Source organism: Paraburkholderia sp. J7, assembly GCF_905220155.1.
GTDB lineage: Bacteria > Pseudomonadota > Gammaproteobacteria > Burkholderiales > Burkholderiaceae > Paraburkholderia.
Window position 1 is genome coordinate 248655 of sequence record NZ_CAJMYZ010000010.1, and the last position, 15221, is coordinate 263875.

The following is a 15221-nucleotide window of genomic DNA, read 5'->3' on the forward strand; positions in this document are numbered from 1 at the left end:
CACATGGAGCATCGTCATGGCAAACGGTCCGCCTGAGCGTCTGCTGCCCGGCTCCCCCTGGCCGCTCGGGGCGACGTGGGACGGCCTCGGCACCAACTTCGCCGTGTTCTCGGCCCATGCCTGGCGCATCGAGCTGTGCCTCTTCGACCCCACCGGCCGCAAGGAGCGCATTCGCTACACCCTGCCCGAATGCACCGACGAGGTGTGGCACGGCTATCTGCCAGGAGCCCATCCGGGCACGGTCTATGGCCTGCGCGCACATGGCGCGTATCAACCGCATCTGGGGCACCGCTTCAATCCGCACAAGTTGCTGCTGGACCCGTACGCGAAGCAACTCCTCGGCCAGTTCCGCTGGTCGGACACGCTGTACGGTTATCGCGCGCATTCGAACCGCGTGGACCTCTCGATCGACCGGCGCGATTCCGCGCCCGCCATGCCCAAATGCGTCGTGGTGAACGACAACTTCGACTGGTCGCGCGACCGGCGCCCCAATACGCCGTGGGGCGACACCGTGATTTATGAGGCGCATCTGCGCGGGCTCTCGATGCTGCGTCATGACTTGCGCACGCACATGCGCGGCACGTTTGCAGGTCTTGCCGCGCCACGTTTCATCGAGCATCTGCACAAGCTCGGCGTGACGGCCATCGAGATCTTGCCGGTGCACGCGTTTCTCTCCGAGCGGTTTCTGATCGATCGTGGACTGCGCAACTACTGGGGCTACAACTCGGCCGCGTTCTTCGCGCCCGAGCCCAGCTACCTGGTGGGCTATGACACCGACGAAATGCGCATTGCCGTGCGGCAGTTTCATGCGGCGGGCATCGAAGTCTTTCTCGACGTGGTCTACAACCACACGTGCGAAGGCGGCGAAATGGGCCCCACCGTTTCGTGGCGCGGCCTCGACAACGCCAGCTATTACCGCTGCGTGCCCGGCGACGAGCGCCACTTCATCAACGACACGGGCTGCGGCAACACGCTCGACCTTTCGCATCCGCGCGTGCTGCAGATGGTCGCCGACTCGCTGCGCCACTGGGCCACGTCATACGGCATCGACGGCTTTCGCTTCGACCTTGGCGTGACGCTCGGGCGCGAACACGCGGGCTTCGACCCGAACGGCGGGTTCTTCGACGTGCTGCGCCAGGACCCCGTACTGTCGCAATGCAAGCTGATCTCCGAGCCGTGGGACGTGGGCCCTGGCGGCTACCAGCTAGGCAACCATCCGCCCGGCTTTTCCGAATGGAATGACCGTTTTCGCGACAGCGTGCGGCGCTACTGGCGCGGCGCGCCGGGCCAGCGCGCGGACCTCGCGGCACGCCTGACCGGCAGCGCGGACCTGTTCGACAAACGCAAACGCCGGCCGTGGGCATCGATCAATTTCGTCACCTCGCACGACGGCTTCACGCTCGCCGACCTCGTTTCATACGAGCGCAAGCACAACGAGGCCAACGGCGAGGAGAACCGCGACGGCCACAATGAAAACTGGAGCGCGAACTGGGGCGTGGAAGGCCCCACCGACGACCCGGCCATCCTCGCCACGCGCGCGCGCGTGGCCCGCTCGATGATGGCCACGCTCCTGATCGCGCTCGGCACGCCCATGCTGCTCGCGGGCGACGAGGCCTGCCGCACGCAGCGCGGCAACAACAATGCGTACTGCCAGGACAACGATATTTCGTGGTTCGACTGGGCGCTCGCCGACACGCCCCAGGGCAAGGCCATGACGCGTTTCGCCGCGCGCGTGATCGCGCTGCGCCGCGAACACCCGCTGCTGCGCGAAACGCGTTTCTTGTTTGGCGAGCGCGAACTGATGCCCGGCGTGCACGACATCGACTGGTTCGACGAACGCGGCGAGCCGCTCTCGCCCGAGGCCTGGCACGACCCGGAAGCGAGCGCATTCACGATGCGGCGCGCAGGAGCGGGACTCCACGGCCAAATGGAAGTATTGTTGATGATGCTGAACGCTTCGCAGGGTGCGGTGACGTTCTCCGCGCCCGCGCCGCGCATGGCATGGGAGGTGCTGCTCGATACCGCCCGTCCCGATGCGGCGCCCTACGCGCTGCCCGACACGACGTACGAGCTGGCCGCGCGAGCGCTCGCCGTGCTGCGCGCCCGTCCGGCGCGTGCCGAAGCGCACCGGCCGCACGGCGCGCGCGACGACACGCCGACGCCGGACCCGCGCCGGACGCCGGGCGCGTCGGCGCCGGGCTCCCCCGCGGGCCCGGACGAAGCCGCGGCCGGATGAAAACTGGATGAGTCAGGCAAGCAACGAGGAAGCAAACCAGGAATCGACCATGTCCCCGCTTTCGCACGATCCGCACGCCCGCCAGTACATGCATTGCCTGCCGTTCGGCGCACAGCTGATCGGGGCGGCGCACACGCAGCCGCATACGCGCTTTCGCTTCTGGGCGCCTTCGTGTCGATCGGTGCAGATCGTTTTTGAAAACGTGAAGGACGCGCCGCCGCTCGACATGACGCCGAGCGGCAATGGCTGGTTCGAAGCGCAGGCGCCGTGCGGGCCGGGCACGCTGTACCGCTACTGCATCGACGGCCAGCAACGCGTACCCGACCCCGCATCGCGCTTCCAGCCGCAAGGTGTGCACGGCCCGAGCGAAGTGCTCGACCCGCGCGCCTACGCCTGGCAGCATGCGCACTGGCAAGGACGCCCGTGGGAAGAGACGGTGATCTACGAGCTGCACGTGGGCGCGCTGGGCGGCTATCAAGGTGTGATGAAACGTTTGCCCGCATTGGCCGCGCTTGGCGTGACGGCGGTCGAACTCATGCCGCTCAACGACTACCCGGGCGAGCGCGGCTGGGGCTACGACGTCGTGCTGCCCTACGCGCCGCACGCGGCCTATGGCAGTCCTGATGAACTGAAAGCGCTCGTGGACACCGCGCACGGGCTGGGGCTGCAGATGTTCATCGACGTCGTGTACAACCACTTCGGCCCGGACGGAAACTGGCTCGGCCACTATGCCAAGCCGTTTTTCCGCGAAGGCGTGAAAACGCCATGGGGCGAAGCACTCGACTTCGACCGCTTCGAAGTTCGCGACTTCTACTGCGACAACGCGCTCTACTGGCTCACGGAATATCGTTTCGACGGGCTGCGCATCGACGCCGCGCATGCGATCGGCAACACCAACTGGCTGCGCGAGCTGGCCGATCATGTGAAGGCGCGCGTGGAGCCAGACCGGCATGTGCACCTCGTACTCGAAAACGAGCACAACGAAGCGAATCTGCTCGAATCGCACTTCAGCGCGCAATGGAACGACGACGCGCATCACTGCTTTCACGTGCTGCTGACCGGCGAATCGGAAGGCTACTACCGCGCGTTCACGGATTCCCCCATCGGCAAACTTGCGCGCGTGCTCGGCGAAGGCTTCGTGTATCAGGGCGAGCCGTCGCCCGTGCATGCGGGCGAGCCGCGCGGCGAACCGAGCGCGCACCTGCCCCCTACCGCATTCGTGATGTTTTTGCAGAACCACGACCAGATCGGCAACCGCGCGCTCGGCGACCGCCTGCGCACGCTGGCCGACGACGATGCCTTGCGCGCGGCCACGGCCATGCTGCTGCTCTCGCCGCAAATTCCGCTGCTCTTCATGGAAGAGGAATACGGCTCGACGCAGCCGTTCCAGTTCTTCACCGCCTTCACCGGCCAACTCGCCGAAGCCGTGCGCGAAGGGCGCCGCCGTGAATTCAAGGCATTCAGCGCGTTCAACGACGAGGCGAGCCGCGCGCGCATTCCCGATCCGAACGATCTGCAGACCTTCGTCAATTCGTCGCCGCCCGCCGATGCGCCGCTCGATGGCGAACGGCTCGAATGGATGCACTTCTACAAATCGGCGCTGTGCGTGCGGGCGCATTTGCTCATGCCGCGCCTGCGCCACGCGCGAGCACTCGGCGCCACCGTGCTCGCCGACGACGCCGCGAACGGCCTCGCTGCGCTAATCGCGCGCTGGCGGCTCGACGACGGCGAAACGCTCACGATCGCGCTGAACGTGGGCCGCGACGGCGTGCCGCTCAGTCCGCGGCCCGAGGGCATGGTGATCTTCGAAACGCCGCCACGTGCGCGCGACTATGCCGACAATGGCGTGCTACCCGAGAGCGCGTGCATCGCATGGCTCACCGGAGACGTACCCGGATATTCGAGCGAGCACGATGCGCGCGTCGTTCATCGCCAGGAGCCCGACGCATGAGCACGGCGCGCCGCAGCGAAACGCTCGCGACTCTCGCCGCCCGCGCGGGCTTCGAGGTCGAATGGACCGACGCGCACGGCGCCGTGCAGCGCGTGCCGGACAGCACGCTCGCCGCGCTGCTCGAATGCGCGGGCCTGCCTTGCGCCAATGCCACGCAGATCCGCCAGAGCGCTTCCGCGCTGAACGCCGAGCAGTCGGCGCGGCGCCTGCCGCCGCTCATCACCGCCGAATACGACAGCGCCATCGAACTGCCGCCTTCGGTCGTGCGCGCGGGCAGCCACTATCGTGTCGACCTTGAAAGCGGCGAGCATATCGAAGGCCGCTTCACCTCGCCGCGCGGTGAGAGCGCGCTGCTCGCGCCGCTTGCGGAGCCGGGCTACCACACGCTCACGGTCAACGACCATCGCCTGACGATCGCGGTCGCGCCGCCGCACTGCCATACGGTTGCCGACGCCTGGCGCGCGCGTCACGGCGACAGCGGCGCGGTGCCGCCGTTATGGGGGCTCGCCGCACAATTATATGGACTCCGACGCAAAGGCGATGGCGGCATCGGCGACTACACCGCGCTCGCCACGCTCGCTACGGAAAGCGCGCGGCGCGGCGCGCATGCGCTGGCAGTGAGCCCGACCCATGCGATGTTCAGCGCCGAGCCGGGCCACTTCAGCCCCTATTCGCCTTCGTCGCGCCTGTGGGTCAATGTCGCGCATATCGACCCGGCGGCGGTCTTCTGCGCCAAGGCCGCACACGACGCGAGCGTGGCCGCGAATGCGGGCGACGCCTGGCGCGAACTCGAAGACGCACCTCTCGTGGACTGGCAGCGTGCGTTGCCGCTCAAGCTCAAGGTGCTGCGCGCGCTGTACGAACGCTTCGACACGGACGAACGTGCAAGCGGCTCGCCGCGCGCCGCTGCGTTCGCCGCATTCTGCGCGCAGGGCGGCGAAGCACTCGAAGACCACGCGCGTTTCGAGGCGCTGCAAGAAGCCATGCTGCACGGCCCCGGCGGCGAGCGCCATTGGCGCGACTGGCCCGAACCGCTGCGCGATCCGCGCAGCGCCGACGTGGCGACGTTTGCGCAGGAACATCGGCGCGAAGTCGACTTTCATTGCTTCCTGCAATGGCTCGCGGCAGAAGGGCTTTCGGGCGCACAACGCAGCGCGCGAGAGGCCGGCATGGCGATCGGCCTCGTCGCCGATCTCGCCGTAGGCTGCGACGGCGGCGGCTCGCACGCGTGGTCGCTGCCGCAGGACATGCTGCAACGCGTGTCGGTCGGCGCGCCGCCCGACATCTTCAACCAGGCCGGGCAAAGCTGGGGCCTCACCACGTTCTCGCCGCGCGCGATGCACAACAACGGCTTTCGCGCGTTCATCGACATGCTGCGAGCGGCGTTCGCCCATGCGGGCGGCGTGCGCATCGACCATATTCTCGGGCTGCGGCGGCTCTGGCTGGTGCCCGAGGGCGAAAGTGCGCGCCACGGCGCGTATCTGCGCTATCCGTTCGACGACCTCGTGCGACTGATCGCGCTCGAGTCGTGGCGTCATCGCGCGATCGTGATCGGCGAAGACCTCGGAACCGTGCCGCCTGGGCTGCGCGAGCGGCTCGCGGCCCACGGCCTGTATGGCATTCGCGTGCTGTGGTTCGAGCGCGACGGCAAGGGCTTTCTCGCGCCCGCGCGCTGGGACCCGCACGGCGTTGCAACGACCACGACGCACGATCTGGCGACCGTCGCGGGCTGGTGGAGCGGCGCGGATATCGACTGGCGCAACCGCATCGGCCAGACGCTCCCGCGCGCCGATGGGCTCGACCCCGTCGCGCTCGACCACGCGCAGCGCGCGGAAGATCGCGTCGCGCTCTGGCATGCGTTGCAGCAAAGCGGGCTCGCACCGCACGATGCCAATCCGCCGCCGGCCGACGACCCACCCGTGAATGCCGCACTCGCCTATGTCGCGGCAACGAGGAGCCCGCTCGTCACCTGTCCACTCGAAGACCTGCTCGCGTTGGCCGATCAGCCGAATCTGCCCGGCTCGATCGACGAGCATCCGAACTGGCGCCGCCGCCTGCCGCTGCCCGTCGAGTCGCTGTTCACCGATCCGGCCGTCGCTGCGCGCGTTCAAGCCGTCGTACACGCACGCGAGGCCGTCGCGCGTACGCAGGCCGACCCGAGCGCCGGTGCAAGCACGCATGACGCCCACCCAACCGCCAGCGGCGCGCCATACGCGCCCGAAAAGAAGCCGACGCCATGACATACCCTCGCGCGACGCTGCGCCTGCAGCTCCATCACGGCTTCACGTTCGACGACGCGCTCGCGCAGCTCGACTACTTCGCTGCGCTCGGCGTGAGCCACCTCTACCTTTCTCCGGTCACGACCGCACAGCCCGGCTCGATGCACGGCTACGACACCGTCGATTACGGCACGGTGAGCGCGGAGCTGGGCGGCGAAGGCGCGTTGCGCCGCTTCGCCGCGAAAGTGCACGAGCGTGGCATGGGCATCGTCGCCGACTTCGTGCCGAATCATATGGGCGTGGGCGGCGCTCACAACGCCTGGTGGCTCGACATTCTCGAATGGGGGCGTCACAGCGCGTATGCGCGCCATTTCGACGTGGACTGGCACTCGCCCGACCCCGCCCTGCGCGGCAAGGTGCTGATGCCATTTCTCGGCGCACAGTACGGCGAAGAACTCGCGGCAGGCCGTATCGAACTGAAGTTCGACCCCGTCGCCGCGCGCTTTTACGTGCAATACGGGCCGCACGTGTGCCCGGTCTGCCCGACCGACTATGCAGCGCTCCTGCAGTCCGCCAACCGCGCCGATCTCAACACCCTCGCCGGGCCGTTCCAGGGCATCACGACCCAGCCCGACGATCAGGAGCGCGCCGCCGCCGGGCGCGATGCGCTGCGCGCGTTCGTCGAACGGGCCGGCACGGACCCCATCGAATTCGCTCTGGAATCCTATTCAAGCGGCGACCCGGTGCCGCGCGACCGGCTGCACCGCTTGCTGGAACGCCAGCACTTCCGGCTCGCCTGGTGGCGCACCGCCACCGACGAGATCAACTGGCGGCGCTTCTTCGACGTTACTGCGCTCGCTGGCGTGCGTGTGGAACGCCACGACGTGTTCGAGGCCGTGCACAAGCTCATGTTTCGCCTCTACGCCGACGGCGTGATCGACGGCTTGCGCATCGATCATATCGACGGGCTCGCAGACCCGCGCGAGTACTGCGAACGCCTGCGGCAACGGCTCGCCACGCTGCGTGCCACGCCGCCGTACATCGTGGTCGAGAAGATTCTCGCGCAAGGCGAAACGCTGCGCGACGACTGGCCCGTGCAAGGCACGACAGGCTACGACTTCATGAACGACGTGGGTGCGTTTCTGCACGATCCCGCGGGCGCCGCGCCGCTCGCCGAAGCGTGGGCCGCCATTTCCGGCGACGACCGGCCGTTCGCGGCGTACGCGCTCGATGCCCGCCGCGAAATGCTGGCCGCCTATCTCCCCGCGGAACTCGACCACGCGACGCGCGCGCTGCACCGTATCGCGCGCGAACTGCCGGGCACACGCGACACCACCTATGCGTCGGTGCACCGCGTGGCCGCGCATCTGGCCATGTACTTCCCGATCTACCGGATCTATCCGGTGAACGGCTTGCGCAGCACGCTCGACAACCGCTATTTCGACGTTGCGCTCGAAGCCGCGCGACGCGCACTGCCGCGCGCGAGCCTGGCGGCGCTCGACCTCGTCGATGGCTGGCTAGGCGGCCGCGCCCCCGAGCCGGCAGCGAACAACGCCGGCAGCGGCAGCGGTAGCAGCAACAGCGGCGGCGGCAGTGCCAAGCCGCCACGCGCCGCGCCGGCCGGCGCAAACGCGAATGCGGGCAACAGCCAGGCGAATACGCCGCTCAGCCATGCGCTCATTGCGCAACGCACGGCGCTTGCGCTGTTCTCGCAGCTCACCGCGCCGCTTGCGGCAAAGGCCACGGAAGACACCGCGCTCTATCGTTACGGACGCCTGCTCTCGCGCAACGAAGTGGGCGCCGACCCCGACGATTTCGCGCGCACGCCACACGACTTTCATGCGGCGAACCGGTTGCGCCAGCGCCGCCCTTATGGGCTGCTCGCCACGGCCACGCACGACCACAAGCGCGGCGAGGACGTGCGCGCGCGGCTCGCCGTGCTAAGCGAGATCGCGCTCGACTGGAGCAACACGCTGCGCGCCTGGTCGGCGCTGAACCAGACGCATCGCCGTAACGACTCGGCGGCTGGCGCGGCCTGGTCGCCTGGGCCCGCCGCCGAGGCGATGCTCTATCAAACGCTGGTGGGCTGCTGGCCGCCCGAACTGGACCCCGGCGACAAAGCGGGCGTGCATGCGCTGGCGGAGCGTGTATCGAAGTGGCTGCTCAAAGCATTGCGCGAAGCGAAGCTGCGCACGAACTGGCTCTCCCCCGATGAGACCTATGAATCGGAATGCCAGGCATTTCTCTTCGATATCCTCGCGCCGCAGCGGCGCGACGGCTTCTTGCAGGCGCTTGCCGGTTTCGTCGCGCGCGTGGCGCCCGCGGGCGCGCTCAACACGCTGCTGCAAACGGTGCTGCGGCTCACCTCGCCGGGCGTACCCGACCTTTATCAGGGCACCGAACTATGGGATTTCAGCCTCGTCGATCCCGATAACCGGCGGCCTGTCGACTACGCGGCCCGCGCCGCCGCGCTCGACAATCAAGCGCCCGCCGCGAAGCTGAAAGACTGGCGCAACGCACACGTGAAGCTGGCCACCGTGCACCGCCTGCTCGCGCTGCGAGCGAAAATGCCGGAACTCTTGCGCGAAGGCGAGTATCTGCCGCTCACAGTGAACGGCGCACAAGCTTCACACGTGATTGCGTTCGAGCGCCATCACGGCAACGCCTGGGCCATCGTGATCGGCACACGCCACGCGGCGGGGTTGCTGGATGGCGACACGCCGCTCGTCGCACCCGCACGCTGGGACGATACGACAGTTGAACTGCCCAAGGGTTGCACGCAAGCCACGTTGTACGACTGGCTCAGCGACGCAACGCACTCGGTGCCCGAAGGCGGCACGCTTGCAGTGCGCGACATCCTGAGCGCCATGCCGGTGGCCGTGCTCTCGACGCTCACGCGCAGCTAAGATGCGCGCTCGAGGCACGCTCAACCGCCCTCGTCGTCGAGATCTTTCGGATACACGCGCACGAGCACGATGCGCGGCCCCTTCATCTTCTTCACGACGATATCGAAGCGGTCGAACTCAACGCGCTGCCCTTCGGTGGGCAGATCGTTGAGCGCATGAATCACCAGACCGCCCACCGACTCCGCACGCCCTTCGTCGATATCGATGCCGAGCGCCTGCTCCAGCGACACCACGGGCAGGCTGCCACGACCCATCAGCGTGCCGTCGTCCATGCGGGTCCAGTCGGTGTCGGCCTGGTGAAACTCGTCGTGAATCTGGCCCACGAGCGCGCCAAGCAGATTGTCGAGCGTGAGAAAGCCGAGCGGGCGCGCGCCCTTGTGCCCCACCAGCGCGAAATGCGGCGCACCTTTGCGAAAGCGGCGAAAGAGCGCCAGCGCCGGCGTATCGGGCCGCACGTACTGCACAGGGCGCACGAACTTGCCGAGATCGCTGAGTGCGTTGCCCGACTCGCGCGCAAGCAACAGGTCCTTCAGGTGGATGAGACCTGCCACGCGTTCGCCCGTCGCGTCTTCGAACAGCGGGTAACGGCTGAAGCGATGGCGCGCCACGATCTGCATGTTCTCGCGCAGCGGCAGGTCGCGGCGCAAGCCCACCATTTCGTGCGTGGGCCGCATGAGGTCGGAAATGGTGAGGCGCGAAAAGTCGAGCGAATGGGCGAGCGTGTTCCATTCGTCGGCGTTATAGGCGTTCGCGGCTGGCGCGGGAAGCAGCGGCACTACGCCGTTTTTGCCGTTTGTACCCCGCTGCTCGTGCATTGACTCGTTCGCCTCGGCCTGTGCGGCGGCGCGGCGGCTGCGCAGGATCAACTTGAGTTCGTCAGTCGAATAGTGCGTATCGTGGCCGTGTTCCGAGGCAAGGCCCGCGAGACGCAGCACCGCGTTCGCGCTCGAATTGAGCAGCCAGATCGCGGGGTACATCGTCCAGTAAAAGCCGTAGAGCGGCATGGCCGTCCATAGCGAAATCTTCTCGGCCTGGCGGATGGCGAGCGACTTCGGCGCAAGCTCCCCCACCACGATGTGCAGGAACGAGATCACCGTGAACGCGAACACCAGCGAAATGCCATGTACGAGTTGCGCCGATTGCACGCCTAGCAGTTCGAACACCGGCGCCAGCAATTGCGCGAACGCCGGCTCGCCGATCCAGCCAAGGCCGAGCGAAGCGAGCGTGATGCCGAGCTGGCACGCGGAAAGATAGGCATCGAGCTGGCCGTGCACCTTGGCGAGCAGCCGGCCGCGCAAGCCGTGCTGCTGCGCGAGGCTCTGCACGCGCGTGGCGCGCAGCTTGACGAGGCCGAACTCGGCCGCGACGAAGAAACCGTTGAGGGCAACGAGCAGGAACGCCCCAATGAGGGCGAGAAGCTGGATCAAGACAAATGGCTCCGAAGGACGAAGCGCTCAGTATAAATGTGCAAGGTGGATGAAAGGTGATGGCGCGCGCAATACGTCCTGCGGATCACACAGCGTTCAGCGGCACATTCAATACCAGCGCCGTCTCCTCGCCCTCGCCCACGAGAGCCGGCGCCTCGAAGCGTCCGCCGTGCGCTTCGGCCACGCGCTGGCACAGCGCCAGCACCCAGGCGCAGCGCCCCGCTTCCTGCTGCTCGCTCGCCTGGGCGCGCGCGAACGGTTCCAGCACGTGCGCAAGCGCGTCGTCGGTGAGCGCCTGGCGGGTAGCGCGCCATTTCACTTCGAGGTGGGCGCCGGTTGCGCTCGCGCCGGCCGCGAACGTCACGCCCGTGCCTTGTGCACTCGTTTCCGCCGCGAACACCAGCATCAGCCACAGCGCCTGGGCAATGCGTTCGCGGTCGCCGTCGAGCGTCGCCGCGCCGGTCGCGTCCTGCACCGCGAACGTCACGCCGCGCGCGTCGCCAAGCGCGGCGCGGGCATCATCCACGGCTTCGCCGATCAGCGCCGCGACGGCGAACGGCGCGCGCTCGATGCGCAGCTTGCGCGTTTCGGCGCGCGTGGTGTCGACGAGCGTTTCCAGCAGCCGAACCTGCTGCTCCACGCCCGTGCGAATACCGCCCAGCGCGCGCTGCGCGGCGGCGTCGGCGCTGTCGATCTTGCGCTCGAGCACGTAAGCCCAGCTATGGATGGCATTGAGCGGGCTGCGCAGATCATGCGAGACGCGCGAGAGCACGTGGTCGCGCATGAAAAGTGCGGTCTCGGCGCACAGGCGCGCCGTGCGCTCGGTACGGTTTTGCGAAGTCGACTCCATCTGATTCCCTTTATTGCGCCTCAAGCCGGGCGAGCGGTCCCCCATTATAGGCAGCGGCTAGCGAGCAACCGGCGTGCCCGGCAGGCTGCCGCCCGCCCCGCCCTGCAAAGCGCCTACAATAACGGGTTCAACTATTCGAATCAGGAGTTTTTCCATGTCTACCGTGACCACCGAATCCGGCCTCAAGTACGAAGACCTGACCGAAGGCACCGGCGCCGAAGCCAAGGCCGGCCAGACCGTCAGCGTGCACTACACCGGCTGGCTGACGGACGGCCAGAAGTTCGATTCGAGCAAGGACCGCAACGACCCGTTCGCCTTCGTGCTGGGCGGCGGCATGGTCATCAAGGGCTGGGACGAAGGCGTGCAGGGCATGAAGGTGGGCGGCGTGCGCAAGCTGACGATTCCGCCGCATCTGGGCTACGGCGTGCGCGGCGCGGGCGGCGTGATTCCGCCGAACGCCACGCTCGTGTTCGAAGTCGAGCTGCTCGAAGTTTGACGCCCGCTTGATGCTTTACAGCGCTCGCCTTTTTTGCAACCGCAACCGGTCATCATGAATCCGCATTACCACGCTCCCGTCACCGCGCCCGGCGTCGAATTGCGCCGCTACGGCGCGATCGAGGAAACCGATCTGCACGATTTTCATCAGATCGTGCTCGGCCTCGACGGCGAGATGGAGATGACCGTGAACGGCCAGGGCGAGCGCATCGACAGTTGTTCCGCCTGGCTCATTCCGGCGGGCGCGCGGCACGATTACGTGGGCATTGGCGATAACCGCCAGCTCGTGCTCGACCTGCCCGCGGCAACGCTCGCGGTGCCCGAACGGCTGTTCGACAAGGCGCGCGCCGTGCGCCTCGACCCCGCGCTCACGCAGCTCGTGAGCCAGATCGCGCAGCGCGCCGCGATGGCCGCGCCGCCTCGCGACAGCGCCGACCTGCGCGCGCGGCGCTTTCACTGGGACGCCTCGGCGCGCTTGTGCGCGGCATTCATCGCGCAAACCGGCGTGGCCGCTGGCGCGCAATTCAGCGCGGCGGCCGGGTTGGACTTTGCCCGTATCGACCGGTGGCTGCGTGCGCATCTCGCCCAGCCGCTGCGCATTGCCGATCTCGCCGCGCACTGCGGCTTCGGCATGCGGCGCTTTCATCAGCTTTTTATCGAAGCGTTCGGCGAAACGCCGCATCGCTACTTGCAGCGGCTGCGGCTCGATACCGCGCTCACCCTGCTCGCCGACCCGCGCGCCTCGCTCACCGACATCGCGCTCGAAGTGGGTTTCGGCGACCAGAGCGCCTTCACGCACGCGTTCACGCGCCGCTTCGGGCTCGCGCCCGGCCAGTGGCGCGCGCTGCCGTCGCACTGAGCGCGCAAGCGCCGCTCATTCGTCGAAGCGGTATTCCCACTGCGCGCGTGCGCCCACCGCCACGTGCTTGCCCGCGCCCGTCACCACCATCGCGTTCTGGCCGAACGTGAGGCCGCCGTCCACGCGCGGATCGGCGCGAAATACCTGCAGCGTGTCGAGCGGTTCCGTGGGCCATTGCGCGTCGCGCTCGCCCGTCTCCTGATCGATCGTCGTGATCGGGCAGCGCGCGCACGGCTTCACGAAGCGCAGCACGATTTCCTCGCCGCCCGATGCGGATTCGATGGCGAGCGTGTCGATGAAGTCTTCCTCGAACGCATCGCCGACATCGCCGACCACGATGTTCGGACGAAAGCGCGCCATCGGCACGGGCGGTGCGCCCTTCGCCGCGAGGCGCGCGTTGAGGTCCGCGAGCGACGCCTCGCTCGTCACGAGAATCGGAAAGCCGTCGGCGAATTGCGTGGGCGCGTCTTCGCCGTTCGTCCACTTCCGGCTCGCAAGACGCGTCACGTCATGCGCGAAGCGCAGCAGGCGCACCGGCGCGCCAATCGCCCGCGTGAACCATTGCGCCGCGTGATCGCCCTCGTCGAGCGCCTCGAAGTCGTCGTCCCAGACCGAGGCCGGCACGCGCGCCTCGCCGCCGCGCGGCGCAAACGGCAGATGGAGCGCTTCGCTCATGCCTTCCATGGTGAGGCGCACGCCGTCTTCGACGAACGTGGGCACGATGCGCGCCATCGCCGCGTACTGGCGCTGCGTGACGAGCCGGCCATTTGCGTCGGCGACCATCCAGTGACGGTCCCACTCGATGCCCTTCAGGCCGAGCTGCGCATCGTCGAGCGCGATCGCGCCACACGACTTCACGGGGTAGACGAACAACGCACGAACTGTGGGCATGGCGAACTCGCGGAAAAACAATAAGGAAATGGGCCGAACGGCGTTCGACCCACGATCATACAACCGTTGCTTTGAAGCGCTTACTGCGCCGCATCGAGCCCGCGTGCAAGGTCGTTGCGCACGTCCTGAACGTTTTCGAGGCCAACGGCGAGGCGAATCAACCCTTCGGTAATGCCCGCCGCCGCGCGCGCTTCAGGCGTAATGCGGCCGTGCGTCGTCGTGGCCGGGTGCGTGATGGTCGTGCGCGTATCGCCGAGATTGCCGGTGATCGAGCAGATCTTCGTGCCGTCGATTACATGCCACGCGTTTGCGCGCTGCTGCTCCGGCGTATCGCCCTTCACTTCGAACGAGACGATCGCGCCGCCCAGCTTCTGCTGCCGCATGGCGAGCGCATGTTGCGGATGTGATTCGAGACCGGGATAGAACACGCGCTTAATGGCCGGATGCGTCTCCAGCCAGCGTGCGATCTGGAGCGCGTTGTCCGATTGCTTCTCTACGCGCAGCGACAGCGTTTCCATGCCCTTGAGCAGCACCCACGCGTTGAACGCGGAAAGCGTCGGGCCGGCCGTGCGCACGAACGGGAACACTTTCTCCATGATGAACGCCTTCGACCCCACCAGCGCGCCGCCCAGCACGCGGCCCTGGCCGTCGAGGAACTTGGTGGCCGAATGCATCACCACATCCGCGCCGAACTTGAGCGGCTGCTGCAGCGCGGGACTGCAGAAGCAGTTGTCGACCACGAAGAGCGCGCCCGCCGCCTTGGCGATCTTGCTGACCGCCTCGATGTCGGCCACTTCGGTAAGCGGATTCGACGGCGTTTCGAGGAAGAACATCTTCGTTTCCGGCCGCACTGCGTTCTTCCACGCGTCGAGATCGGTCGGATCGACGAAGGTGGTCGCGATGCCGAACCGGCTGAAGATCTGCGAGAACATGGCGAGCGTCGAGCCGAAAATGCTCTGCGAGCTGACGATATGGTCGCCCGCCTGCAGCGCGGCCATTACCACCGACATGATCGCGGCCATGCCCGAAGCCGTGGCCATGCACGCTTCGCCGCCTTCGAGCGTGGCGAGGCGCTCCTGGAACATGGTGACGGTCGGATTCGAAAAACGCGCGTACGTATAGGCGGTTTCGGAGTTTTTGAAGCGCTCGGCGGCCTCTGCGGCGCTGCCGAAACAGAAGCTCGACGTGAGATAAAGCGCTTCCGAATGTTCGTTGAACTCGCTGCGCAGCGTACCCGAGCGAACGGCCAGCGTGTCGAAGTTGAAGGTGTCGTCCATGTTCGTGTTCTCCTTGTCCTGAACCATCCTGCTTCAATCCTGCACGCACGCGCGCAAAAAAGCCCGCTTTTGCATCGGCAGAAAGCGGGCTTTCGGATTCGGCGAAAACG

General features: G+C 67.2%; 10 protein-coding genes. 6 read left to right on the forward strand and 4 right to left on the reverse strand.

Annotated features, from left to right (window positions below; all coding sequences use genetic code 11):
• Positions 1 to 16: 16 nt before the first annotated feature.
• The 4 genes from glgX to treY are packed head-to-tail and all read left to right on the forward strand — an operon-like array spanning position 17 to position 9312.
• A complete protein-coding gene (glgX, locus tag U5A58_RS18475; RefSeq protein ID WP_321962523.1) occupies positions 17 to 2236 on the forward strand; it encodes a glycogen debranching protein GlgX in 2220 nt (739 codons plus the stop codon).
• Positions 2237 to 2285: 49 nt separating this feature from the next.
• Positions 2286 to 4187: a malto-oligosyltrehalose trehalohydrolase gene (gene treZ / locus U5A58_RS18480; RefSeq protein WP_321962524.1), complete on the forward strand. Its 1902-nt coding sequence runs from the start codon at positions 2286 to 2288 to the stop codon at positions 4185 to 4187.
• Positions 4184 to 6427, forward strand: a complete 2244-nt coding sequence (gene malQ, locus U5A58_RS18485) for a 4-alpha-glucanotransferase (protein ID WP_321962525.1) — start codon at positions 4184 to 4186, stop codon at positions 6425 to 6427. The genes treZ and malQ overlap by 4 nt, the downstream gene beginning before the upstream one ends.
• Positions 6424 to 9312 (forward strand): malto-oligosyltrehalose synthase, encoded by a 2889-nt coding sequence (gene treY, locus U5A58_RS18490; protein ID WP_321962526.1) that lies wholly within the window; start codon positions 6424 to 6426, stop codon positions 9310 to 9312. Before malQ ends, treY begins: the two co-directional genes overlap by 4 nt.
• A 20-nt stretch (positions 9313 to 9332) precedes the next feature.
• Here treY and U5A58_RS18495 read toward each other — a convergent pair whose 3' ends face one another.
• Together U5A58_RS18495 and U5A58_RS18500 are read right to left on the reverse strand one after the other, a co-directional pair.
• The gene (locus U5A58_RS18495) at positions 9333 to 10739 is read right to left on the reverse strand and encodes a hemolysin family protein (RefSeq protein WP_321962527.1); all 1407 of its coding nucleotides are present in this window, start codon (positions 10737 to 10739) and stop codon (positions 9333 to 9335) included.
• A gap of 85 nt (positions 10740 to 10824) precedes the next feature.
• Positions 10825 to 11589, reverse strand: coding sequence for a HAMP domain-containing sensor histidine kinase (locus tag U5A58_RS18500; protein ID WP_321962528.1), 765 nt, complete (start codon positions 11587 to 11589; stop codon positions 10825 to 10827).
• 154 nt (positions 11590 to 11743) lie between these two features.
• Here U5A58_RS18500 and U5A58_RS18505 point away from each other — a divergent pair, with 154 nt between their 5' ends.
• Both U5A58_RS18505 and U5A58_RS18510 read left to right on the forward strand, forming a co-directional pair.
• Positions 11744 to 12085, forward strand: a complete 342-nt coding sequence (locus tag U5A58_RS18505; RefSeq protein WP_321909774.1) for an FKBP-type peptidyl-prolyl cis-trans isomerase — start codon at positions 11744 to 11746, stop codon at positions 12083 to 12085.
• Positions 12086 to 12139: 54 nt separating this feature from the next.
• Positions 12140 to 12943, forward strand: coding sequence for an AraC family transcriptional regulator (locus U5A58_RS18510; protein WP_321962529.1), 804 nt, complete (start codon positions 12140 to 12142; stop codon positions 12941 to 12943).
• 15 nt (positions 12944 to 12958) lie between these two features.
• Here the strand turns inward: U5A58_RS18510 and U5A58_RS18515 are convergent, their stop codons facing one another.
• Together U5A58_RS18515 and U5A58_RS18520 are read right to left on the reverse strand one after the other, a co-directional pair.
• A complete protein-coding gene (locus U5A58_RS18515; protein WP_321962530.1) occupies positions 12959 to 13834 on the reverse strand; it encodes an MOSC domain-containing protein in 876 nt (291 codons plus the stop codon).
• A gap of 80 nt (positions 13835 to 13914) precedes the next feature.
• Positions 13915 to 15111 carry an O-succinylhomoserine sulfhydrylase gene (locus U5A58_RS18520; RefSeq protein WP_321962560.1) on the reverse strand — a complete coding sequence of 399 codons (1197 nt, stop codon included), beginning with the start codon at positions 15109 to 15111 and terminating at the stop codon, positions 13915 to 13917.
• Between the last annotated feature and the right edge of the window lie 110 nt (positions 15112 to 15221).

What these genes read in the sequence shown, in the direction of transcription:
- glgX (WP_321962523.1), top strand. Translation starts at nt 17, where the DNA reads ATGGCAAACGGTCCGCCTGAGCGTCTGCTGCCCGGCTCCCCCTGGCCG.
- treZ (WP_321962524.1), top strand. Translation starts at nt 2,286, where the DNA reads ATGTCCCCGCTTTCGCACGATCCGCACGCCCGCCAGTACATGCATTGC.
- malQ (WP_321962525.1), top strand. Translation starts at nt 4,184, where the DNA reads ATGAGCACGGCGCGCCGCAGCGAAACGCTCGCGACTCTCGCCGCCCGC.
- treY (WP_321962526.1), top strand. Translation starts at nt 6,424, where the DNA reads ATGACATACCCTCGCGCGACGCTGCGCCTGCAGCTCCATCACGGCTTC.
- U5A58_RS18500 (WP_321962528.1), bottom strand. Translation starts at nt 11,589, where the DNA reads ATGGAGTCGACTTCGCAAAACCGTACCGAGCGCACGGCGCGCCTGTGC.
- U5A58_RS18505 (WP_321909774.1), top strand. Translation starts at nt 11,744, where the DNA reads ATGTCTACCGTGACCACCGAATCCGGCCTCAAGTACGAAGACCTGACC.
- U5A58_RS18510 (WP_321962529.1), top strand. Translation starts at nt 12,140, where the DNA reads ATGAATCCGCATTACCACGCTCCCGTCACCGCGCCCGGCGTCGAATTG.
- U5A58_RS18515 (WP_321962530.1), bottom strand. Translation starts at nt 13,834, where the DNA reads ATGCCCACAGTTCGTGCGTTGTTCGTCTACCCCGTGAAGTCGTGTGGC.
- U5A58_RS18520 (WP_321962560.1), bottom strand. Translation starts at nt 15,111, where the DNA reads ATGGACGACACCTTCAACTTCGACACGCTGGCCGTTCGCTCGGGTACG.